Genomic DNA, 22,362 nt, shown 5'->3' on the forward strand with positions numbered 1-22,362 from the left:
CGCTCGAAAATTGAGCGCTTGTTTGCCGTACTTAACGAAAAATGTGGCCTGAACGCAAGTTTCAGGACCCGGGGTGACCAGTTGTTCAGCGTACCTGCAGGCGCCCGGCTGTACGGTCGAGCCAGGGGGTAACCAGGGGCCAGAGCAGCGCGGAGGTAAGCGCCGGCCACAGGAAAACCAGGCCCGGCACCGGCTTGCCCGCCAGGCTGTGCACCCAGTTGCCGATCACCTGGTGGATACCCACCAGCACGAAAACCCACATGAGCTGCTGGGCGGGATTGAAGGCGCGGGTACGGCGGTAGGTGAGCAGGCAGAAATAAGCCAGCGCCCCCAGCGCCAGCGCGTGGGTCCCCAGCACGGCGCCGGTGGCAAAATCCTCCAGCAGGCCCACCAGCCACGCGAACCCCACCCCGAGGCTCTGCGGCATGCGATTGATCCAGAAGATCACAATCAGGGCCACGAATGCCGGCCTGAACCACAGCCACTGGTAAGGCAGGGGCATGACCGAGAGCAACAGCGCCAGCAGCACCGTCACCCCGATAAACCAGCGGTTATTCGGTTCCACCGCGGTCTTCCCTCTCGCTCATCACCGCCAGTACGAAGCGGCTGCGGTTCATGCGCCCGCGCGGCTGTACCTCGACATCGGCGAAGGCCTTGCCCGGGTCGCGCTCCACGGACATGATCTCGCCCACCGGGTAACCCGCCGGAAAACGGCCGCCGAGCCCGGAACTCAACAGCAGGTCGCCCTCGCGGACATCACTGGTATTGGCCACGTGGCGCAGCTTGAGCCGGTAGAGATCGCCGGTACCCTCGGCCACCGCGCGCACGCTGTTGCGCAGCACCTGCACCGGCAGGGCATGGCTCGGATCGGTAATCAAGAGGACCCGGCTGGCGGATGGCCCGGTTTCGATAACCTGGCCGAGCAGGCCGCTGGCATCCATGATCGGTGTGCCCAGGCGAATGCCGTGGTTGCGACCCTTGTCGATAACCAGTACGTGCTCGAGGGGATCCGGCGACACGCCGATAATCTGGGCCACCAGCACCCGCTCATCCACGGTCTCGGCAGAGTTCATCAGCTCCTTGAGCTGGGTGTTCTCCGCCTTCACCGATGCCAGCAGCTGGCTGCGCTGCTCGAGTAACAGCACCTGGCGCCGCAGGCGACTGTTTTCTTCCTCGATTTCTTCCCGCGTGCGCAGCTGCTCGCCGGCCCACTCGCCTACCCGCCCGGGGGCATCGGTGAGCCAATAGAGGGGCGCGACGAAGCTTGCCACCCGGTCACGCACGGGCTGCAGCCAGTCGGTATAGATGTTGACAACGATCAACGCGGCCGCCACCAGGCCCAGCACCAGGATGCGGGACTCCGGCGAGGGGCCGCGTGTAAATAGCGGTTTAATGGGTGACCCCCATTAACTGGTCAGTGTGTTTTGTGTTTTTTCTTATCGGGCCAGAATGCGAACCGGGGCGGCGCAGGGGCCTCCCCGGGCCATCCATCAGTTGGACACCAGGTACAGGCGGCTCTTGTCCATCATGTCCAGTGCCTTGCCGCCACCGCGCGCGACACAGGTCAGCGGGTCATCGGCGACAATCACCGGCAGGCCGGACTCTTCCATCAGCAGGCGGTCCAGGTCGCGCAGCAGCGCGCCGCCACCAGTCAGGACCATGCCGCGCTCGGCGATATCGGAAGCCAGCTCGGGCGGTGACTGCTCCAGCGCGCTCTTCACCGCCTGGACAATGCCGGTCAGCGGCTCCTGCAGGGCCTCGAGAATCTCATCGGAATTGAGGGTAAAGCTGCGCGGCACACCCTCGGCCAGGTTGCGGCCACGCACGTCAATCTCGCGCACCTCGCTGCCCGCATAGGCGCAGCCAATCTCTTCCTTGATGCGCTCGGCGGTGGCGTCGCCGATCACGCTGCCGTAGTTACGGCGCACATAGTTGACGATCGCCTCGTCGAAGCGGTCGCCGCCGATGCGTACGGAATCCGAGTAGACCACGCCGTTGAGGGAGATGATGGCGATCTCGGTGGTACCACCACCGATGTCCACCACCATGGAACCGCTGGCCTCTTCCACCCGCAGGCCGGCACCGATGGCAGCCGCCATGGGCTCCTCGATCAACCAGACCTCGCGTGCGCCGGCGCCCATCGCAGACTCGCGGATGGCGCGGCGCTCCACCTCGGTGGACTGGCAGGGAACGCACACCAGTACCCGCGGGCTGGGGCGCATCCAGCTGTGCTCGTGCACTTTCTTGATAAAGTGCTGGAGCATTTTTTCGGTGACCTGGAAGTCGGCGATCACGCCGTCCTTGAGCGGGCGAATGGCGGTGATATTGCCGGGGGTGCGGCCCAGCATGCGCTTGGCCTCGACACCGACGGCCTCGACAATCTTCTGCCCGTTATAGTGACGAATGGCGACAACGGAGGGCTCGTCAAGCACGACCCCGCGATCGCGCACATAAATCAGCGTATTGGCCGTTCCCAGGTCGATGGAGAGATCACTGGAGAACATGCCCCGCAAACGTTTAAACATGGAATTCGATTACCTTGTACTGTTACGACAGCGCCCCGGGCGGGTGCAGTCTGCGCAGACTTATGCATGCCTGCTTAAGCTTATTTAGTCCGCGCGAATTATTCTGAGTTCCGGGCCGCATAAACGGGATCCGGTCGATCCTCTCCAGAGGATTTTTGCCGGTACCCTTTACCGGCAGTAACAGCCGCACAGGCGGCCAATCCGGAGCACGGCCCGGATGCTGGCGCACGGTCCTTGGCCAGAATCGGCAAACTCTAACAACGGCGCGGGTTCAGGGCAAGGCTGAATCTGCCCGAAGGCCGCAATATCCCGCACTGTGTCCGCACCGGCGCGCAACACCGGTCGCGGCCTTATGAGATTTGTGGCCGGTTGTGCTAAATTTGCGCCCCCTCTGTCCCGTATTGGCAATGGCTTTACCCGACGGGGCAGCACCCGATTTTTTCACCCGAGCTGGAGCCCCGAACGCCATGGCCGTGGACGCGCAAACCGTAGAAAAGCTGGCCGAACTGGCCCGCATCGCCATCTCCGAGGAAACCGTCGACGAGGTCGGCAAGCGACTTGGCAACGTACTGCACCTGGTGGACCAGCTGCAGGCGGTGCACACCGAGGGGGTAGTGCCGATGGCGCACCCGCTGGACGAAGTCCAGGTCCTGCGACCAGACGAGGTCACCGAGACGAACCAGCGCGACGAGTTCCTCGAGCTGGCCCCCCAGTCCGAGCAGGGACTCTACCTGGTCCCCAAAGTGATCGACTGAGCCGCCCCTGACAGATACCCGCAAGAACAGGACTCACCGGGAAAACCATGCACCAGTTAACCATCGCCGAAATCATTCGCGGGCTGCGCGAACGCGAATTCTCCAGTGTCGAGATCACCCGCCAGCTGCTCACCCGTATCGAGCAGCTGGACCGCGAATTCAACAGCTTTATTACCATTACCGCCGAAAGTGCCCTGGAGCAGGCCGAAGCCGCCGACCGGTGCCTGGCCGCCGGGGGCGCACCGGCCCTGTGCGGTGTCCCCATTGCCCACAAGGACATCTTCTGTACCCGCGGCGTGCGCACCAGCTGCGGCTCGAAGATGCTGGACAACTTTGTCCCGCCCTATGATGCCCGCGTGGTTGAGCAGCTGCAGGCAGCAGGCACGGTCAGCCTGGGCAAGACCAATATGGACGAGTTCGCCATGGGCTCCTCCAACGAGACCAGCTTTTACGGACCGGTGAAGAATCCCTGGAACCCGGAGCACGTGCCCGGCGGCTCCTCTGGCGGTTCCGCCGCCGCGGTGGCCGCGCAGCTGGTGCCGGGCGCCACCGCCACCGATACCGGGGGCTCCATCCGCCAGCCCGCGGCACTGACCAACACCACCGGCATCAAGCCCACCTACGGCCGGGTATCCCGCTGGGGCATGGTCGCCTTCGCCTCCAGCCTCGACCAGGGCGGTCCCGTAGCCCGTACCGCCGAAGACGTGGCGTACCTGCTGGCAGCCATGTCCGGCCACGACGAGCGGGATTCCACCAGCCTCAACCGGCCGGTACCGGACTTTGCCGCCGGGCTCAATGACGACCTGGCCGGCCTGCGTATCGGCGTGCCGAAGGAGTATTTCGGCGAGGGACTGGATGGGGACACCGCCAGCCGCGTACAGGACGCACTGAAGGAATACGAGAAACTCGGCGCAAAGCTGGTGGATATCAGCCTGCCCCACACCGGGCTGGCAGTACCCGCCTACTATGTCATCGCCCCGGCCGAGGCCTCGGCCAACCTGTCGCGGTTCGACGGCGTCCGCTACGGTTACCGCTGCGAGAACCCCGCCGACCTGCGCGACCTGTACATGCGCTCGCGCGGTGAGGGCTTCGGCGAGGAGGTCAAGCGCCGCATACTCGTGGGTACCTATGCCCTGTCCGCCGGCTATTACGACGCCTACTACAACAAGGCGCAGCAGGTGCGCCGCCTGATCAAGCAGGATTTCGTCCAGGCCTTCGAGCAGGTGGACGTGATCATGGGGCCCACCGCCCCGCATCCCGCCTTCCGCATCGGCGAAAAGGGCGACGACCCGGTGGCCATGTACCTGGAGGATATCTACACCCTGTCCGCCAACCTCGCCGGGCTGCCGGCCATGTCCCTGCCGTGCGGACTGGTGAACGGACTGCCGGTGGGCCTGCAGATCATCGGCAACTACCTGGACGAGGGCCGCATGCTGAACGCCGCCCACCGGTACCAGCAGGCCACCGACTGGCACCGAGCAACCGCGCCCTATGCCCACGCCGGAGGAGATCAGTAATGGAATGGGAAGTCGTCATCGGGCTGGAAGTCCACGTCCAGCTGTCCACCCAATCGAAACTCTTTTCCGGTGCCAGCACCACCTTTGGCGCCGCGCCCAATACCCAGGCCTGCGCGGTGGACCTGGCCATGCCCGGCACGCTGCCAGTGCCGAACGCCGAGGCATTCCGCTTCGCGGTGATGTTCGGCCTGGCCATGAACGCCGAGATCGGCCACCGCTCGGTATTCGAACGCAAGAACTACTTTTATCCTGACCTGCCCAAGGGCTACCAGACCACCCAGCTGGCCGAACCCATCGTGGGGCCCGGCGAGATCGAGATCCACCTGGAGGATGGCAGCAGCAAGAAGGTGCGCCTGCACCACGCACACCTGGAGGAGGACGCCGGCAAGTCCCTCCATGAGGCGGTGTTCGAGGAAGGGCACGGCATGTCCGGCATCGACCTCAACCGCGCCGGCACGCCGCTGATCGAGATAGTGTCCGAACCGGACCTGCGCAGCGCCGCCGAGGCCGTGGCCTACCTGAAAAAGATCCACAGTATCGTCACCTACCTGGGCATCTCCGACGGCGACATGTCCCAGGGCTCCATGCGCTGCGATGCCAACGTTTCCGTGCGCCTCAAGGGCGAGGAAGAGCTCGGCACCCGCACCGAGATCAAGAACGTCAACTCCTTCCGCTTTGTCGAGCGGGCCATCAAGGTGGAGGCCGAGCGCCAGATCGACCTGCTGGAGGACGGCGGCACCGTGGTGCAGGAGACGCGCCTGTACGACTCGGACAAGAACGAGACCCGCTCCATGCGCAGCAAGGAGGTGGCCAACGACTACCGTTACTTCCCCTGTCCGGACCTGCTGCCGGTGGAGCTGTCAGACGACTATGTCGAGCAGCTGCGCAGCGAGCTCCCGGAACTGCCGGACGCCAAGAGCGCCCGCTTCGCCAGCGAGTACGGCCTGTCCGCCTACGACGCCGACCAGCTGACCCAGGAGCGCGCCCTGGCCGATTACTTCGAGACCGTGGCGAAAGCCTCCGGCGAGCCCAAACTGGCCGCCAACTGGATGATGGGTGAACTCGCCGCGCTGCTGAACCGGGAGGAGCTGTCCATTGAGCAGTCACCGGTTTCCGCGGAGCACCTGGCGGGCCTGATCGAGCGCATCAAGGACAACACCATCTCCAGTAAAATCGCCAAGCAGGTGTTCGAGGCCATGGCCAGCGGCGAGGGCGACGCGGACACGGTGATCGAGAAGCGCGGCCTCAAGCAGGTATCCGATACCGGGGCCATCGAGCAGATGGTTGACGAAGTGATCGCCAACAGCGCCAGGCAGGTGGAAAACTACCGCAACGCCGACGAGAGCAAGCGCCCGAAAATGATGGGCTACTTCGTCGGCCAGATCATGAAGGCCTCGAAGGGCCAGGCCAATCCGCAGATGATCAACAAGATCCTCAAGGAAAAGCTCGACGCCCTGCTCTGATCCTCCCACTCTTCCAGGAGCGGTCGGGCCGCGCTCGGCGACTGTCAGCCGGGCACCCTGATCGCGGCCAGCGGCCGCTCCTACGGATTACCCTCCCGCCAGGTTGCCTTCCGGTGCAAGGCCTCGCGTTTCCTGTCGCGGCCATGGGCCGCTCCTACAGGTAGGCCCGGTACCTCCCCTCCCTTGTAGGAGCGGCCGCTGGCCGCGACTGCCGGCCGCCTGTGTCGTATCGGTGCGGGGCCTCCCGTTTCTCGCGGCCCATGGCCGCGATCACCCCCACCCCGTTGCACCCCACTATTCGACTAATGGCTACTGGACAAAGGGGACATGAGTCACGAAAGTTAGGGTCAGTAATCGATAACAAACCCCACATTACGATAATAAGCAGAGGTACCAGCGATGAACGACAGGCTCCCCAGCCATACCCGCGGAGAGACCCACCCGCCGCTGATCGAGATGACCATCGGCGACAAGCTCGACGAGATCGCCGCGCGCTTCCCGGACAACGAGGCCCTGGTCGTCCGCCACCAGGGTATCCGCTGGACCTACCGTGAGTTCCAGCAGCAGGTGGATACCTGCGCGCGCGCCCTGCTCTCCCTCGGCATCACCAGGGGTGACCGCATCGGCATCTGGTCACCCAACAACGCCCAGTGGACCACCCTGCAGTTCGCCACCGCCAAGATCGGCGCCATCCTGGTCAACATCAATCCCTCCTACCGCCTGCACGAGCTCGAATACGCCCTCAACCACTCGCAGCCCCGCATGCTGGTGATCGCCGAGCGTTTCAAGACCTCGGACTACACCGCCATGCTCTATGAGCTGGCGCCGGAACTGAAAACCTCCGGCAAGGGCCAGCTGCAGTCCGGCAAGCTGCCGCACCTGCAGACGGTGGTGAACCTGGCCGAGGGCAAATACGACGGCATGTGGCGCTGGGCCGACCTGCTGGAAGAGGCCCGCCATACCGACGCCGCCGCGCTCGCCGGGGTACAGTCTTCGCTGGATTGCCGGGACCCGATCAATATCCAGTACACCTCCGGCACCACCGGCTTCCCCAAGGGCGCCACCCTGTCCCACCGCAATATTCTCAACAACGGCTTCATGGTTGCCGAGAGCATGCGCCTTACCGAGCGGGACCGGCTGGTAATCCCGGTGCCCCTATACCACTGCTTCGGCATGGTGATGGGCAACCTGGGCTGCGTTACCCACGGCGCCACCATGATCTACCCCGGCGAGGCCTTCGAGCCCGGCGCGGTGCTGGAAACCGTGGCCGAGGAGCGTGCCACCGCGCTCTACGGCGTGCCCACCATGTTCATCGCCGAGCTGGACCAGCCGGACTTCGCCAGTTATGACCTCAGCTCACTGCGCACCGGCATCATGGCGGGCTCCATCTGCCCGGCCGAGGTGATGAAGGCGGTCAATAACCGGATGCATATGCAGGACGTGCAGATCGCCTACGGCATGACCGAGACCAGCCCGGTCTCCACCCAGACCGCCGCCGACGATCCCTTCGACAAGCGGGTCACCACCGTGGGCCGCACCCAGCCGCACCTGGAGTCGAAGGTTATCGACCCCACCAATGGCGAAATCCTGCCGCGCGGCGAGGTGGGCGAACTGTGTACCCGCGGCTACAGCGTGATGCTGGGCTACTGGAACAACGAGGAGGCCACCCGCGCCGCCATCGACGAAGACCACTGGATGCACACCGGCGACCTGGCCACCATGGACGAGGACGGCTACATCCAGATCGTCGGCCGCATCAAGGACATGGTGATCCGCGGTGGAGAGAACATCTACCCGAAGGAAGTGGAAGAATTCCTCTACACCCACCCGGCCATCGCCGATGTGCAGGTGACCGGGGTGCCCGACAAGAAGTATGGCGAAGAGCTGGTGGCCTGGGTCCAGCTGCGTAGCGATGCCGGCGAAGTCACCGAGGAGGAATTGCGGGAGTTCTGCCGGGGCAAGATCACCCACTTCAAGATTCCCCGCTACTTCAGGTTCACCGAGAGTTTCCCGATGACTGTCACCGGCAAGGTGCAGAAATTCCGCATGCGCGAGATTTCCATCGAGGAACTGGGTCTCGACGCCTGACGCCGGAAAGCAAACGCTTCCCTCCCCCCGGGCACGCCCGGGGGACATCCCTTCCCTGCCTGCGTACAATACTGCCCCGGAAGAGCACCACCGGTGCGCCAGCCACCGGATGCCGGGATGCCGGCCCAGCGGGATGCCGGCCCAGCGGGATGCCGGCCCAGCGGGATATGCCCGCGTGCAGTCGGAAAGAATTGCCAGCCGCTCCTCCAACTTACGAATTAACTGCCTGATACAGAAAGGAAGAAATTGTGAGCCTGAAGAAAGACAAGCAGAAAGTCCTGGGAGAAGTCTTCGATGAGGAGCGCATCGCCGGTTTCCTGGAGGGCGAGCCGCCCGCGGGTGTAGAGCGGGACTTCTACCTGCTGGAGCGCGCCTACCGCGGCATGAAGGCAGAAAACTTCGCGACTTTCGTGCGGCTGTTCCTGGAACAGGGACGCAACCTGGACAGTGTCGGCCCCGAGGGCAAGACCCTGCTGAAGAAGGTTGCCGAGCATCGCCAGAGTGAAGAGTACGCACATATCCTGCGTGAAGCCGGCGCACGGGACTGACTGTTTCCCGCTACGCTATAGCGCAGGGCGAACCACACGGGCATAACGGAGAACCCCGATGACATCCAACCCCACGCACGGTGTAGATGCACTGGTCCAGGGAGCCAGGCTGCTGACGCGGCGCGAACTGCGGCCCTTCATCATCATTCCCCTGCTGATCAACCTGGTGCTGTTTGTCGCCCTCACGGCGATCATGCTGTCGCAGGTCGGCGGCCTGGTCGACTACCTGCGCAGCCTGCTTTCGCACACACCGGTGGATACGGAAAACATGTCCTGGTGGCGGGCGATCATCGCCGGCGGCGCCGCCTGGGCGGCGAATGTGTTCGAGTGGCTGGCGTGGCTGATCGCTATCGCCGTGGTGATCCTGTTCCTCTTCGTGTACGGCTACCTGTTCGGCATCATTACCAACATTATCGCCGCGCCCTTCAACGGTTTCCTGGCAGAAAAAGTCGAGGAGCTGCTCACCGGCCAGGCGCCTCCCCAGGAACCGATACTGCGCATGGTGTGGCGCACCGTGGGGCGCGAACTGCGCAAGCTGATGTACTTTATCGGCTGGGGCCTGGTGATTTTCTTCATTGTCATACTCACCAGCTGGACGGTCTTCATTCCCGCGATCCTCGGCGGCCTCTGGGGTGCCTGGTGCATGGCCATCCAGTACGTGGACTACCCCCTGGATAACCACCAGCGGCCGTTTGCCGAACTGAAAGGCGTACTGGCGCGGCGCAAGCTCACCAGCCTCAGCTTCGGCGGTGCGGTGATGCTGGCCAAGATGGTGCCGGTGCTGAATATCTTTGTCATGCCGGCGGCGGTGGCCGGCGGCACCGTGCTCTGGGTTGACCGCCTCCGTCGCCACGGCGACCCGGGTGCGGGCCGGGTGCTCACGGACCAGTCCACCTGAACCGGCGCCGGCCGCCACATTCCGCGTAACAGCAGGATCAGTGGCCGGCAACCATCGTCAGCAGACGACGCCGGTACCAGCGCGCTGCCGCCAGGCTGGAGAGCAGCACCGCCAGGGTCACCAGCCCGGCTACCAGCCCCAGGTGCTCGGCATCGATCGCACCGGCGAAGCCCGCCGCGGGAGTAGCGCCGGTCATCCGGTATTCCGCGGCAGCCATACCCGTATAGTGCATGCCGCACACCGCTACCCCCATCACGAGGGCGCTGGCAATTTTCTGCCAGTGGCCGCGCATCTGGAACGCCATCCACAGGGCGGCGTAGGCCACCACCACGGCAATCACCACAGAAATGATCATGATATTGAGGTCGTACTCGATACGCGCCGGCATCAGCATGGCCTCCATACCCGAGTAGTGCATACCTGCCACCCCGGCCCCCATAAATACCGACGCCGGCAGCAGCCGGTCGAAGCTGAAGATGCCGGTGCCGACAATGGCGAGCCCCAGGGTACAGGCGGCCACGGCCACCAGCACCGAACCCAGGGTGCCCGCAACATCGTAGGCCATGGACATTTCCGTCTGCAGCGCCAGCATGCCGACGAAGTGCATGGACCAGATGGCGCCGCCGCCCATGGCGAGCCCCGCCACCAGGATCGCCCGGCGCCGGTCATCGCCAGTGACAGCCTCTGGGATGGCTGTGACCAGCTGCAGCGCGGCGAAGGAACCGAGCGCGGAAATTACATAAGACAATGCCACGAGGGAGAGATCGTATTCCGGGGACATGCGTACCCACCTTTGTTATCGGTTGTGCAGGAGCGGCCCGGACGAATCGGACCGCGTATGCATGGGCACTACGGCAAGCAGCGTGAAGCAGATCACACTGGGACCGGGAGAAAGATCGGATTTTCCCGTAGGAGCGGTCCGGGCGCGCTCGGCCCATGGCCGCGATTGCGCCGGGCCGTTCCTACTAGGAGAAATCGGGTAGGGGGAATCGGGTTTGCATGTAGGAGCGGTCGGGCCGCGCTCGGCCGCTGGCCGCGAGGGGCGTTCCCCGGCGCGCTGGCGCCGGGACGGCGGGGTTAATTCAACCGGCCCTCAACCGCCGGCGCCGTCACGGCACTCGCCGCGTACCTCACCACCGTATGCGTGCTCGGTGCGCTCCAGCTCGAGGAAGCCATCGCGGCAGAAACCGGTCTCAGTCAGCTTCTGGCGCAGCATACGGTTAAAGCGCAAGCGGTCGCTCAGCGGCCGCACACGGGGGCGTTGTTGCACCATTCCCGCCTGGGAGATACGGGTGCGGTTCACGCTGCTGCTCGTCACGGGCTCTGGGAAATCAGGACGCTGGATCTCCAGCGAATAAGTGAAGCGCTTTGCCCCGTTGGCGGCGATCTCGGTATGGAAGCTCTCCTTCAGGCCTGGCACCGGCAGTGACGGCGAGCTGGTACACGCGGCCAGAAGCAGCGGCAATACCGGCAGCATGAGGTGCGACAGGATTTTCTTGTTATTCATTGCGTCGATCCCGGTAGAGTGAATCCGCCTGCCCCACCTAGGGCGTTCACTTAAAGACTACCGTCTTGTGGCCATGAATGAAAACCCGCTCCTGCAACACCAGCTGCAGGGCGCGACTCAGGACCGACTTCTCTACGTCGCGGCCGGCGGCCGCCATGCTATCGGCCGAGTAGGCATGGTCCACGTGGATGACGTCCTGCTCGATGATCGGCCCCTCGTCCAGGTCATCGGTGACAAAGTGCGCGGTTGCGCCGATGATCTTGACCCCGCGCTCGTAGGCCTGCTGGTAGGGTCGCGCACCGATAAAGGCGGGCAGGAAAGAGTGGTGGATGTTGATGATGCGCCCGCGGTAGCGAGCCACAAAAGCCGGGGTCAGCACCCGCATATACTTGGCCAGCACCAGGTAATCCGGCTCGTAGCTATCCACCAGCTGTACCACCTGCTCCTCGTGCTGCTCGCGCTCCAGCCCGTCGGCGGGCAGGCAGTGGAACGGGATAGCGAATTTTTCCACCAGCGGGGCCAGGTCCGGGTGGTTGCCGATCACCGCGGCGATCTCCACGTCCAGCGCGCCGGCGTAGCACTTCATCAGGATATCGCCCAGGCAGTGGGGCTCGCGGGTAACCATCAGCACCAGGCGCTTGCGGGCGCTGCTCACCAGTCGCCGCTCGGCGCCCGGCGGCAGGGCCATGTCCAGGTCCTCCAGCAGCGTATCATCATTGAAGTTGCCCTCCAGCGCGGTGCGCATGAAGAAGCGCCCCTGCTCGCGATCGACAAACTCGTCGTTCTTGATGATATTGAGCTGGTGCTTGTAACAGATGTTGGTGATTTTGGCGATCAACCCCTTGTCGTCGGGGCAGTCGGTTAGCAGTATCTTCTTTTCCATGGGCGAAATTCAGGCCAAATATCCGGTCCAGAGACTATACACTAAGCGCTTATCCCGAATCACACCCAGAACCAGCCAGGGGGAACAATGGACAAACAACTGTACGCCGAGCATATGGCCACGCTGCGCCAGCGCTATGACGAAATCCTGGAGCAGACCGGTTTCGACACGCTGAACGTGCTGAGCGGCCGCCCCAAAGTGCAGTTCCTGGACGACAACTATTACCCCTTCCGCGTCAACCCGCAGTTCAAGGCGCTGGTACCGGTTACCGACAACCCGCACAGCTGGGTCATCTACCGCCGCGGCCAGAAGCCCAGGCTGCTGTTCTACCGCCCCGTGGATTTCTGGCATTACGTGCCGCCGGCACCCCGGACCTTCTGGAGCGACGAGTACGATATCGAGCTGCTGGCCAAGCCCGACGAAGCGCGGCAGTTCCTGAGCGGCGACAACGCGGCCTTTATCGGCGAGAGCGACGGCCTGGATGGCTGGGACCTGGGCACGCCCAACCCCGATGAGCTGCTGGCCCGCCTGCACTGGGCGCGCGCCTACAAGACCCCCTACGAAATGGCCTGCCTGCGCAAGGCCAACCGCATCGCAGTGGATGCCCACCGCGCCGCCGAGGCGGCCTTCCGCGGCGGCGCCAGCGAGTTCGAGATCAACCTGGCCTACCTGCAGGCTGCCGGCCAGGGCGAGAACCAGATGCCCTATGGCAACATCGTCGGCCTCAACGAGCACGCGGCCATTCTGCACTACACCCACCTGTCCACCCGGCACCTGCCGGAGGCCGAGCGTCGCAGCTTCCTGATCGATGCCGGTGCCGACTGCCATGGCTACTGTGCCGATATCACCCGCACCTACGCCTACCGCGACGGCGAGCTCGCCGAGCTGGTGGCAGCCATGCACGAGAAGGAACAGGAACTGGTGGCCGGCCTGAAGCCCGGGGTGCCCTACCCCGACCTGCACCGCGAGTGCCACCTGAAAGTGGGCGAGCTGTTGCAGCAGTTCGGCGTCATCAAGGCCGCCCCGGAGAACGCCGTGGAATCCGGGCTCACCGGAACCTTCATGCCCCACGGCCTGGGCCACTTCCTCGGGCTGCAGGTGCACGACGTGGGCGGCCACCAGAGCGCGCCCGCCGGCGGCACCACCCCGCCGCCGGAGCAGTTCCCCTTCCTGCGCACCACCCGCACCGTGGAGGAAAACCAGGTATTTACCATCGAGCCGGGCCTGTACTTTATCGACAGCCTGCTGGCGGACCTGAAAGACGGCCAGCTGGCCGGCGAGGTGCACTGGGACAAAGTGGAGCAGCTGCGCCCCTTCGGCGGCGTGCGCATCGAGGACAATGTCATCGTGCATTCCGATCGGGTGGAGAACATGACCCGGGACTGTTTCGGCGGCTAAAGGTCCTGCCTGGCGACGGAGCGAGCCGGGGCGGCATGTCTGCCCCGGTCTCCCGTGAGCCCTCCCCCTCTCGCTCGTTTCACGCCTCACTTCACCTCGCGACCCGCCAGCTCCTCTCTTTTTGCCTGCAACCTGCTCATCCGCACGCTCCACTGGCCAGGCCCCGGACCAGCGCCCCGCAAAACAGGAACAAATTATCGCATTCACCCCTAAAAACAGGGCGTTAATCGCAAATCCTTGCCTTGAACGTGAAAAACTTTCAATCTGGGCCGGTTAATAAAAACAAAAGGACTTAAGCCATGAAAATGCCTGCCATTCCCGCGTTGCTCGCGGCCGCCCTCCTCGGCGCTGCGAGCCACCTGCACGCGGATACCATCGAATATGTCTTCTACGACAAGGAGGGCATCGCCGGTACCGAGACAATCGAGCAGGACGGCAACAAGGTATCCGGGCAACTCAAGCTGGGCTGGAACAACCGCCGCCTGAACCTGGACGAGACCTTCACCGTCGGCGCCGGGGAGATGCCCGAGCAACTGCATATCGAGGGCATCAGCCCATTCGGCGCCCCGGTGAACGAGCGCTTCTCGCTGGAGGATGGCGTGGCCAAGTGGAGCAGCACCGACGAGCGGGGCAGCGCCAAGTCCTCGGGCCCGCAATTCTATGTGCCCAAGAGCACCACGCTGGGCATCCAGTCGCAGCTGGTGAAGGCTCTGCTGGCCGACGATGACCGCACCATCGACCTGCTGCCCCAGGGCCAGGCCAGGCTCAGCGAGCTGGACCAACTGACCCTGACCGAGGGCGACCGCAAGCAGACCATCTATCTCTACGCCGTTTCCGGCCTCGGCCTCACGCCGCACCTGGGCTGGTTTGACAAAGAGGGCAACCTGTTCGGCCAGGACGAGGGCGGCTGGTTCGCCATTTTGCGCAAGGGCTGGGACAGGTCACACCTGGAGCAGATGCGGGAGCGGCAGATAAGCGCAGCGGATGACTACCTGGAGACGCTGTCGGCCGAGCACACCCTGCGCTCCGAGACCCCGATCCTGCTCAGCAACGTCAACCTGGTCGACGTGGAGGCGGGCAAGCTGATGGAGCAGCGCTACCTGCTGATCGAAAACGGCAAGATCACCCGCATCAGCAACTCACCCATTCGCAAGCCGGGTATCACCCACATCGACGCCAGCGGCATGACCCTGATGCCGGGGCTGTGGGATATGCACGCGCACCTCTCCCCCACGGATGGCACGCTGAACATGGCCGCCGGCGTGATCAATGTGCGCGACATCGGCAATCCCCATGACACCATCATGCGCATCGAGCAGCTGTACGAATCCGGTAAGGTAATCGGTGGCGACGTGTATCGCGCAGGCTTTATGGATCGCGAAAGCGAGAACGCCATGCGCATGGGCAAGACCGCCACCAGCCTGGAGCACGCCAAGGAGATCGTCGACTGGTATGCCGAGCGCGGCTATATGCAGATCAAGACCTACAGCTCCATGGAGCCGGAATGGATGGCGCCGCTGGCGAAGCATATACACAGTCGCGGCATGCGCCTGTCCGGGCATATCCCGGCCTTCATGACCGCCGAGGAAGCGGTGGATGCGGGCTTCGACGAGATCCAGCATATCAACATGCTGTTCCTGAACTTCATGGGCTCGATCGATACCCGCAAGAAACTGCGCTTCACCGAGTTGGGTGAGCATGCCCACGAGCTGGACCTTGAAAGCCCGGAAGTGGGCGCATTCCTCGACAAGCTCGCCAGCAAGGGCATCGTGGTGGATACCACTACCACCGTGTTCAGCTCCATGCTGCTGCGAGAGCCCGGCAAGCTGGACCCGGAGTTCGCGAATATCGTCGATCACCTGCCCATCAACGTACGCCGGCAGTTTATCGGTGCCGAGCTAGACGTAAAGCCGGAACACCGCGACGACTACGACATGTCTGCCGAAGCGCTGCTCAAGATGGTGCGCAAGCTGCACGAGCACAAGGTGCCCATGGTTGCCGGTACCGACGGCCTGCCGGGCTTTACCCTGTTGCGCGAACTGGAGCTCTACGCCAAGGCGGGCATTCCCAACGCCGACGTGCTGCGCACGGCGACAGTGCAGCCGGCAAAGGTGGTGGGCAAGCTGAATAGCACCGGCACCATTTCCGTGGGCAAGGATGCCGACCTGATACTGCTCGACGGCAACCCGCTGGAGGACATCAGCGCACTGCGCCGCACCGCGCTGGTCATCGAAGGGCAGAACCTGTACCGGCCGGATGAGCTCTACCGCGCACTGGGCATCAAGCCCTTCCACGAGTCGGTACCCGTAAAGCTGAACGGCCGGGTGGACGTGGCCACCAACTGAGTCCGAGAAATCTGTAAATCGCGGTCCCGGGCTAGTCCCGGGATTCGCGCCCCCAGCTGGGCTCCTCCCCCGGGCCCCGGCGGTCCGCGCCAGCGGCGTGAGCAGGGCCAGCAATCACCTCTCAACCACCAGAACCCCATGAGTCGTCATGCCGGCGCAGGCCGGCATCCAGGAGCCCCAGGGCTCCGGCGGCGGCACGGCACCACCCGCGCCCCTTTTGCTATCCAGCAAAGAGGCAGCGCTTCGGCCCTCGGTAGTTCTGGATGCCGGCCTGCGCCGGCATGCCGAGTTAGCTGGGGTTTGCGAGCTTTCCGCTCGCTCATCAATCTCCGTGCACTCCCACTTCCCCCAACTACCGCAACGCTAATACGGTATTAACACAAGCGTAAATAAGACGCGCACTCATTCGCGCGACAAAACAATATAGATAAACAATTTTTGGGGAGAAAAGAGTGGTCCCCGCGTCCAGCACTATTCCCTGTCGCAAGAAATGGGGTAACCTCAAGGACGGTAGCAATTGGAAAATGGGAGATGGAACATGGCTACTTCAATTCCCGAGCGCTGGCACCCCCTCAGCAGGAGCCTGCACTGGCTGATCGCGATACTGTTCCTGTGCGCCTGGGGCTCGGTGGAACTGCATGAGAGTTACCAGCGCGGCGATCCCATGCGCAGCTGGTGGATGGTCCTGCATTTCTCCATCGGCCTGACCATCCTGCTGCTTGTACTTGCCAGGATCTATGGCCGCACCGCCCATCCGCGCCCGCAGCTGTACGGTGGCCGCTGGCAGCGCAAGGTCTCGCTGTCGGTGGAGGGACTGATGTATGTCGTCATGCTCGCCATGCCCATCACCGGCCTGGCCATGCGCCAGTTCGAGGGCGACGAGACCCTGGTTTTCTGGCTGTTCAGGATCCCCGCTTTGGTACAAGAAAACGAAGGCATCGCCGAGCAGCTGGAGTTCTTCCACAAGGAACTGATCTGGAACACCTTCCTCGGCCTGCTGGTTCTGCATATCGCGGGCGCACTGTGGCACCACTTCGGCAAGGGCGACGCAACCCTGCGCCATATGCTGCCGTGGGGACGTAACAGCCAGGGCTCCTGAATCTCACCGATGATGCGCGGTTACCAGCGGAAGGTAACGCGCATCAAACCGGTCCAGGTGCAGCCATCTCACCACCATCAAGGCGAGTATCCCCGCAGCTATTACCAGGTCCCCACGAACAATAAAGAACTTCAGTAGCAGCAACAGCACCAGGCTCAGGGCCACGGAATACAAGACACTGATTTCCACTGCCCCGCCACAGGCACGACAATGAGTGCCGCCGGCAAGCTCTGCAGTAGCAATAGCCCGCTCCCCACAGCCCGGACATGGGCGCACTTCAGTCGTTTCTACCATCGCAGCTATTCCATTCAGCCGAACCGCGACCAACCCGACTTACGCCAGGTTGGTCATAGAAATTGCTGAGTTTTCCCGATCAGTCCCGATCTAAACTCTTTGCAAGGTCATAAGTGCCATAGGCTATCGATGCACTGCTGGCATAGTGACGTACAAGCTGGCTCGTCACAAACCTCGTCCCGACGCTGACTGCCAGACTAAGTGCTGGCCCAAGGACAAACGGGAGGCCTCCGCTGACCAGCTCAAGTTCGCTTTCCTTCAGTTCTTTCATATCCTTATCCTCTTATTGGTTTCTGCAGTAGCACCTGCTCAACCACCAAAGAGCCGGAAATACCGGGTTGTCCGTTACGGCCTTTACACCTGCCCAGGTGCAGGAAAAATGTAATCACCCTTACCTCGCGAGGCAATTGCCGGCTGCACAAAATACAACAGCAACCAGCCAATGCGAGACCTGAATCACAGCACTCAGCCAGTAAGAAAATAAGGAGTAAAATAAAATCGGGAAATAATTTTAGCCGCTCGGATTAAGCCCAATTTTTCTTACGTTACGGGCGTGAGCCAGGGATTGCTGAGCGGGGCTTACGCCAGAGACAGGAGCATGGCGACGCCGGTCAGGCCGTGCGAAAAAAACCTTGCAGGAGCGGTCGGGGCGCGCCCGGCCCATGGCCGTGAACACCCACGCATCTGGGCGAAGTTCCAGATGCCCGGCAAGGTGGATTGGTCCAGGTAGGCTGGCCCAATTAACCTGGTAAAAGCAGGATTGGTATAGGAGGAGGGAAATAACACAGGCGCGACCGGGGCCGCGCCTGCAGAAGGGGTGGGTTACTGCGCTTTCTTACGCGGCTTGGCACCCGGCTTGGGACCGGCCTTGGGCTTGCGCTTGCCCTGCGGCGGCTTGCCGGCGCTGTCTGCCAGGCGGGAGATATTCATCGGCTTGCCGACCACGCGTACTTTCTTCAGGTGATTGAAGATTTCCTTCGGCATGCCCTCGGGCAGGTCGACGGTGGTGTACTCGGGGTAGATCTCGATACGGCCGATATAGGAACTCTCCAGGTCCACCTCGTTGGAGATCGCGCCAACGATATTGCCGGGCTTTACGCCCGCCTCGCGGCCCACCTCGATGCGGTAACGCTCCATGCCCTCGTCGGGCGGCGGCATCTTCTTGTCCTTGTCGTAACCGCCCTGCTTGCGTCCGCGGGGTTCGTCGTCGCGCTCGCGACGCTCGCGTTTCTCGCGGGGCTTGAATTCCTGCTCCTTGACGAACAGCGGCTGGTCGCCCTGGGCCATGGCGGCCAACGCGGCAGCCACGTCGAGGGGGTCGGAATCATTCGCTTCCAGGTACTGCTCCACCAGCTGGCGGTAGGGTGCCAGGTCGACACCGCCCTCCATGGTGGCGGTGATGCGGTCGCGGAAGCGCTGCATGCGCGCGTCGTTCACCGCCGCGGCGCTGGGCAGTTCCAGCTGCTCGATGGGCTTCTTGGTAGCCCGCTCGATCGAGCGCAGCATGCGCCGCTCGCGCGGGGCCACGAACAGGATGGCATCGCCCTCGCGGCCGGCACGGCCGGTGCGCCCGATGCGGTGGATATAAGACTCGGTGTCGTAGGGGATGTCGTAGTTGATCACGTGGCTGATGCGCGCCACGTCCAGGCCGCGTGCGGCCACGTCGGTAGCCACCACGATATCAAGCTTGCCCTTCTTCAGCTTATCGATCACGGCCTCGCGCAGGTTCTGCGCCATATCGCCGTTCAGCGCCGAGCTGGCGAAGCCGCGCGCCGCCAGCTTGTCGGCCAGCTCCACGGTGCTGTTCTTGGTGCGCACGAAGATGATGGTGGCGTCCACCGGCTCTGCCTCGAGGATACGGGTCAGCGCGTCCAGCTTGTGCAGGCCGCCTACCGGCCAGAAGCGCTGGCGGATGGTTTCGGCGGTCTCGGTCTTGACGCGGATCTTCACCTCCACCGGGTCGCGCAGGTGCTCGCGGGCGATGCGCGCGATCTCCTTCGGCATGGTGGCGGAGAAGAGCGCGATCTGGCGCTCCTTCGGCAGCTGCTCCAGCACCCACTGCACGTCGTCGATGAAGCCCATGCGCAGCATCTCGTCGGCCTCGTCCAGCACCAGCGTCTTCAGGTTGGAGAGGTCCAGGCTGCCACGGCGCATATGGTCCATGACCCGGCCGGGAGTGCCCACCACCAGCTGCACGCCGCGCTGGAGCTGCTTAATCTGGCCGCGGTAATCGGCGCCGCCGTAGATGGGCGCCACATGGAAGCCCTTCAGGTTCTGGGCGTAGGACTGGCAGGCCTCGGCCACCTGGATGGCCAGCTCCCGCGTGGGTGCCAGCACCAGCGCCTGCGGACGGCGGTTTTTCAGGTCCAGCTGCGCCAGCAGCGGCAGCGCGAAGGCAGCGGTCTTGCCGGTGCCGGTCTGGGCCTGGCCCAGCACGTCGTGTCCCGCCAGCAGGGACGGAATCGTCTGCGCCTGGATGGGGGACGGGGTTTCGTAGCCCAGCGTCTGCACGGCAGAGAGGATCTCGGACGGCAGGTCCAGCTGGTCAAAGCCAATCGGCTTGGGGGTATCGGTCATTTCGGAGTTCACTTGAATCTATACAGGAGGCCAGGCGTGGCCGGGTATCCGCTGGATACACCATAGCTCACAGCCGCACATTGCTGGGCAGGCGAATAAGCCCACTGACAGCACCCGCTATCTTCAAGCTCGTTCAACGCAGTACAGGGGCCTTTGGCGAGGAGGTCTGTTACCCAATGAGGCTAATGTCCCGTCTCCAGCCGCGGCAAACGGGCCGGGGGACAGAAGGCCGCGCAGTCTAACAGAGTCGGGGGGACAGATCAGTATATTTTTTGCTCAGCTCCGCAGGGGGGCGCAGCCAACGGCCGAGCGCGGCCCGACCGCTCCTACCAAAGACGGCAAACGTCAGGGGGTGAAGGGGAACACCAGCGGCAGCAGGGCCAGCACGGTGATCGAGTAGGCAATGGCCAGCGGCAGGCCGGCGCGGAAGAAGTCGCGCAGATGGTAGCCGCCCAGGTTCTGCACCATCAGGTTGGTCTGGTAGCCAAACGGCGTCAGGAAGCTGGCGCTGGCACCGTAGGCCACCGCCATCACGAACGGCATCCAGCTCACTCCGAAACTCTCCGCCAGGCTCCAGGCCAGCGGGAATGCCAGGGCGGCGGCGGCGTTGTTGGTCATCAGCTCGGTCAGGGCCAGGGTCAGCAGGAAAACCCCCACCAGCCCCACATAGGGCCCGGCGCCGGCCACCGTACCGCGCAGGCCGCTCGCCAGTGAATCGGCCAGGCCGCTGCCGGCAAAAGCCTCGGCCAGCACCAGCGCGCTGGCGATGATCAGCCAGATCTGGAACGGGAAACGCCGCTGAAGCTCGCTGGTGGAAACGATCTTGAGGGCAATCATGCCGCCCAATAGGACCACCAGCCCCTTGAGCAGTGTGAAGATACCCAGCGCGGCGCCCGCCACCACGCCGGCAAAGCCCAGCCCCACCAGCCAGCTGTCGCGCCGGGACAGCTGGCGTTGCAACTGCTGGCCGCTGATGACATAAAAGTTCTTGTCGATATTGCGGTGGTGCTTGAAGTCCGGCCCCACCGCCAGCAGCAGGGAGTCGCCCGCGCGCAGCTCAATCTCGCCCAGCTTGCCCGACAGCCGGTCACCGCCGCGGCGCATGGCCACCACTGCGGCATCGAAACGGGTGCGGAACTGGCAGCTCTTCAGGGTTTCACCAATGATGCTGGAACTGGGCGTGAGCACCACTTCCGTCAGGTCCAGCTGCAGTTTCTTGTCTTCCAGCGCGAAAAGACGCAGCCCCTCTATCGCCTGCAACCGGTCCAGGTCGCGCACATCGCCACTGAAAATCAGCTTGTCGCCGCTGCGCACAACCTCCGTCGGTGCCACGGGGCTGATCGACTGGCCGTTGCGGACTATCTCAATCAGGTAGAGTGTCTCCAGCTGGCGCAGGTTGTTCTGTTCCACCGAGTTGCCGTCCAGCGGCGAGTCGGGGATCACCTCTGCCTCCAGCAGGTAGTTGGTCACCGGCTCCTCCACCGCCCCGCCATCTGGCAGCAGCCGGTTGCACAGCATCAGCACCACCAGCCCCACACCCGTCGCCGCCAGCCCCACCGGCAGAAAGGCGAAAAAATCCAGGCCCGGCAGGCCGCGGTCCAGCACAAAACTGTTCACGATCAGGTTGGTGGAAGTACCGATCAGGGTCAGGGTGCCGCCAAGGATGGCCGCGTAGGAAAGCGGCAGCAGGAGTTTTGCCGCAGGGTAGCGCCGCTGGGACTTCACGCTGGAGGCCAGCGCCGCCACCACGGCGGTGTTATTCAGGAATGCCGAGCTGAGCGCGGTGGCCGCCGTCAGCCGCGCCAGGCTGCTCTTAAGTGAGCCGTTGATCAGCCCCTCCGAGAAGGCCCGCAGCCAGCGCGCCTTTTCCAGCCCCACCGAAGCCAGCAGCAGCGCCACCAGCGTCACCAGGCCGGGGTTCACCGCCTTCTGCAACACTGACTCCGCCGGCACCAGCCCTCCCAGGAAGCAGACGCCGGCGGCAGTGGCAAACACCAGCGACGGGCGAGCACGGGTAAATACCAGCGCGGTGACAACCGCCAGGAAGATTCCGGCAACAAAAAACTGGGGCAAATTCATCAGGCTAGTGTGCCGGTCCGCAGGGCATGGGTGAAGGATTATTTTCTTATACGTCTATGAACGCCGCCGATTATGCCAAACCTGCAACCTGTTGCCGATACGCCTGTCTCAACAGGCGCGATCCGGCCCACCTGTCACATCGCAACCACATCATGTAGGAGCGGTCGGGCCGCGCTCGGCCGCTGGCCGCGGCCCCCCGGAGCTTCGCCCACCTCCTCCCGGGATGACGAGCCGGGGGAGCGATGAGCTGGCAGGATGACGACTTAGCGGAAGATGGTCCGGCGGGGTGACAGCGGGATGGCGACGAGGCGACGGGATAGCTGCCCTTCCCGTAGGAGCGGCCGGGCCGCGCTCGGCCGCTGGCCGCGACACCCCGGTGGTTCTTG

At 63.7% G+C, this 22,362-nt stretch carries 19 protein-coding genes; 9 read left to right on the forward strand and 10 right to left on the reverse strand.

Annotated elements, in window-relative coordinates; genetic code table 11:
* Window positions 1-85: 85 nt before the first annotated feature.
* From mreD to BLT26_RS02740, 3 genes are all read right to left on the reverse strand, one after another.
* Window positions 86-565 carry a rod shape-determining protein MreD gene (gene mreD, locus BLT26_RS02730; RefSeq protein WP_091507844.1) on the reverse strand — a complete coding sequence of 160 codons (480 nt, stop codon included), beginning with the start codon at window positions 563-565 and terminating at the stop codon, window positions 86-88.
* The gene (mreC, locus tag BLT26_RS02735; protein ID WP_091507845.1) at window positions 552-1,394 is read right to left on the reverse strand and encodes a rod shape-determining protein MreC; all 843 of its coding nucleotides are present in this window, start codon (window positions 1,392-1,394) and stop codon (window positions 552-554) included. Before mreC ends, mreD begins: the two co-directional genes overlap by 14 nt.
* A 96-nt stretch (window positions 1,395-1,490) precedes the next feature.
* Window positions 1,491-2,525 carry a rod shape-determining protein gene (locus BLT26_RS02740; protein WP_091507849.1) on the reverse strand — a complete coding sequence of 345 codons (1,035 nt, stop codon included), beginning with the start codon at window positions 2,523-2,525 and terminating at the stop codon, window positions 1,491-1,493.
* Between the two features lie 467 nt (window positions 2,526-2,992).
* Between BLT26_RS02740 and gatC the strand changes: the two genes are divergently transcribed.
* The 6 genes from gatC to cysZ all read left to right on the forward strand — a co-directional run bounded on the left by gatC (window position 2,993) and on the right by cysZ (window position 9,794).
* Complete coding sequence (gatC, locus tag BLT26_RS02745; protein WP_175452999.1) at window positions 2,993-3,280, forward strand: Asp-tRNA(Asn)/Glu-tRNA(Gln) amidotransferase subunit GatC; 288 nt, start codon at window positions 2,993-2,995, stop codon at window positions 3,278-3,280.
* 47 nt (window positions 3,281-3,327) lie between these two features.
* Window positions 3,328-4,797 (forward strand): Asp-tRNA(Asn)/Glu-tRNA(Gln) amidotransferase subunit GatA, encoded by a 1,470-nt coding sequence (gatA, locus tag BLT26_RS02750; RefSeq protein WP_091507853.1) that lies wholly within the window; start codon window positions 3,328-3,330, stop codon window positions 4,795-4,797.
* On the forward strand, window positions 4,797-6,260 hold the full coding sequence (gene gatB / locus BLT26_RS02755; RefSeq protein ID WP_091507856.1) for an Asp-tRNA(Asn)/Glu-tRNA(Gln) amidotransferase subunit GatB: 1,464 nt from the start codon (window positions 4,797-4,799) through the stop codon (window positions 6,258-6,260). The genes gatA and gatB overlap by 1 nt, the downstream gene beginning before the upstream one ends.
* 399 nt (window positions 6,261-6,659) lie before the next feature.
* The gene (locus BLT26_RS02760) at window positions 6,660-8,348 is read left to right on the forward strand and encodes an AMP-binding protein (RefSeq protein ID WP_091507858.1); all 1,689 of its coding nucleotides are present in this window, start codon (window positions 6,660-6,662) and stop codon (window positions 8,346-8,348) included.
* A gap of 248 nt (window positions 8,349-8,596) precedes the next feature.
* On the forward strand, window positions 8,597-8,896 hold the full coding sequence (locus BLT26_RS02765) for a PA4642 family protein (protein WP_091507860.1): 300 nt from the start codon (window positions 8,597-8,599) through the stop codon (window positions 8,894-8,896).
* A gap of 58 nt (window positions 8,897-8,954) precedes the next feature.
* Entirely contained in the window at window positions 8,955-9,794 is an 840-nt protein-coding gene (gene cysZ / locus BLT26_RS02770) for a sulfate transporter CysZ (protein ID WP_091507862.1), read from the forward strand.
* Between the two features lie 37 nt (window positions 9,795-9,831).
* Here cysZ and BLT26_RS02775 read toward each other — a convergent pair whose 3' ends face one another.
* From BLT26_RS02775 to purU, 3 genes are all read right to left on the reverse strand, one after another.
* The gene (locus tag BLT26_RS02775) at window positions 9,832-10,575 is read right to left on the reverse strand and encodes an MHYT domain-containing protein (RefSeq protein ID WP_091507864.1); all 744 of its coding nucleotides are present in this window, start codon (window positions 10,573-10,575) and stop codon (window positions 9,832-9,834) included.
* Window positions 10,576-10,887: 312 nt separating this feature from the next.
* Entirely contained in the window at window positions 10,888-11,301 is a 414-nt protein-coding gene (locus BLT26_RS02780) for a hypothetical protein (protein ID WP_091507868.1), read from the reverse strand.
* Window positions 11,302-11,347: 46 nt separating this feature from the next.
* Window positions 11,348-12,184 carry a formyltetrahydrofolate deformylase gene (purU, locus tag BLT26_RS02785; RefSeq protein WP_091507870.1) on the reverse strand — a complete coding sequence of 279 codons (837 nt, stop codon included), beginning with the start codon at window positions 12,182-12,184 and terminating at the stop codon, window positions 11,348-11,350.
* A gap of 87 nt (window positions 12,185-12,271) precedes the next feature.
* Here purU and pepQ point away from each other — a divergent pair, with 87 nt between their 5' ends.
* The 3 genes from pepQ (at window position 12,272) to BLT26_RS02800 (ending at window position 17,026) form a co-directional block, all read left to right on the forward strand.
* Window positions 12,272-13,582: a Xaa-Pro dipeptidase gene (pepQ, locus tag BLT26_RS02790; RefSeq protein ID WP_091507873.1), complete on the forward strand. Its 1,311-nt coding sequence runs from the start codon at window positions 12,272-12,274 to the stop codon at window positions 13,580-13,582.
* Window positions 13,583-13,881: 299 nt separating this feature from the next.
* Complete coding sequence (locus BLT26_RS02795; RefSeq protein WP_091507877.1) at window positions 13,882-15,927, forward strand: amidohydrolase family protein; 2,046 nt, start codon at window positions 13,882-13,884, stop codon at window positions 15,925-15,927.
* Between the two features lie 538 nt (window positions 15,928-16,465).
* Window positions 16,466-17,026 (forward strand): cytochrome b, encoded by a 561-nt coding sequence (locus tag BLT26_RS02800; protein ID WP_091507881.1) that lies wholly within the window; start codon window positions 16,466-16,468, stop codon window positions 17,024-17,026.
* A 3-nt stretch (window positions 17,027-17,029) separates the two neighbouring features.
* On the opposite strand, the gene BLT26_RS02805 is transcribed toward BLT26_RS02800, so the two are convergent.
* The 4 genes from BLT26_RS02805 to BLT26_RS02815 all read right to left on the reverse strand — a co-directional run bounded on the left by BLT26_RS02805 (window position 17,030) and on the right by BLT26_RS02815 (window position 21,976).
* Entirely contained in the window at window positions 17,030-17,215 is a 186-nt protein-coding gene (locus BLT26_RS02805; RefSeq protein ID WP_091507885.1) for a hypothetical protein, read from the reverse strand.
* Window positions 17,216-17,399: 184 nt separating this feature from the next.
* Complete coding sequence (locus BLT26_RS16170; protein WP_139169359.1) at window positions 17,400-17,591, reverse strand: hypothetical protein; 192 nt, start codon at window positions 17,589-17,591, stop codon at window positions 17,400-17,402.
* A gap of 551 nt (window positions 17,592-18,142) precedes the next feature.
* Window positions 18,143-19,897 carry a DEAD/DEAH box helicase gene (locus BLT26_RS02810; RefSeq protein ID WP_091508781.1) on the reverse strand — a complete coding sequence of 585 codons (1,755 nt, stop codon included), beginning with the start codon at window positions 19,895-19,897 and terminating at the stop codon, window positions 18,143-18,145.
* Between the two features lie 345 nt (window positions 19,898-20,242).
* A complete protein-coding gene (locus tag BLT26_RS02815) occupies window positions 20,243-21,976 on the reverse strand; it encodes an SLC13 family permease (protein ID WP_091507890.1) in 1,734 nt (577 codons plus the stop codon).
* Between the last annotated feature and the right edge of the window lie 386 nt (window positions 21,977-22,362).

It is taken from the genome of Microbulbifer yueqingensis, from assembly GCF_900100355.1.
GTDB classification, from domain to species: domain Bacteria; phylum Pseudomonadota; class Gammaproteobacteria; order Pseudomonadales; family Cellvibrionaceae; genus Microbulbifer; species Microbulbifer yueqingensis.

Coding starts and splice junctions, on each gene's coding strand:
- BLT26_RS02800 (WP_091507881.1), top strand. CDS start 16,466: ATGGCTACTTCAATTCCCGAGCGCTGGCACCCCCTCAGCAGGAGCCTG.
- cysZ (WP_091507862.1), top strand. CDS start 8,955: ATGACATCCAACCCCACGCACGGTGTAGATGCACTGGTCCAGGGAGCC.
- BLT26_RS02775 (WP_091507864.1), bottom strand. CDS start 10,575: ATGTCCCCGGAATACGATCTCTCCCTCGTGGCATTGTCTTATGTAATT.
- BLT26_RS02810 (WP_091508781.1), bottom strand. CDS start 19,897: ATGACCGATACCCCCAAGCCGATTGGCTTTGACCAGCTGGACCTGCCG.
- BLT26_RS02795 (WP_091507877.1), top strand. CDS start 13,882: ATGAAAATGCCTGCCATTCCCGCGTTGCTCGCGGCCGCCCTCCTCGGC.
- gatC (WP_175452999.1), top strand. CDS start 2,993: ATGGCCGTGGACGCGCAAACCGTAGAAAAGCTGGCCGAACTGGCCCGC.
- gatB (WP_091507856.1), top strand. CDS start 4,797: ATGGAATGGGAAGTCGTCATCGGGCTGGAAGTCCACGTCCAGCTGTCC.
- pepQ (WP_091507873.1), top strand. CDS start 12,272: ATGGACAAACAACTGTACGCCGAGCATATGGCCACGCTGCGCCAGCGC.
- BLT26_RS02740 (WP_091507849.1), bottom strand. CDS start 2,525: ATGTTTAAACGTTTGCGGGGCATGTTCTCCAGTGATCTCTCCATCGAC.
- BLT26_RS16170 (WP_139169359.1), bottom strand. CDS start 17,591: ATGAAAGAACTGAAGGAAAGCGAACTTGAGCTGGTCAGCGGAGGCCTC.
- BLT26_RS02760 (WP_091507858.1), top strand. CDS start 6,660: ATGAACGACAGGCTCCCCAGCCATACCCGCGGAGAGACCCACCCGCCG.
- gatA (WP_091507853.1), top strand. CDS start 3,328: ATGCACCAGTTAACCATCGCCGAAATCATTCGCGGGCTGCGCGAACGC.
- BLT26_RS02815 (WP_091507890.1), bottom strand. CDS start 21,976: ATGAATTTGCCCCAGTTTTTTGTTGCCGGAATCTTCCTGGCGGTTGTC.
- BLT26_RS02780 (WP_091507868.1), bottom strand. CDS start 11,301: ATGAATAACAAGAAAATCCTGTCGCACCTCATGCTGCCGGTATTGCCG.
- purU (WP_091507870.1), bottom strand. CDS start 12,184: ATGGAAAAGAAGATACTGCTAACCGACTGCCCCGACGACAAGGGGTTG.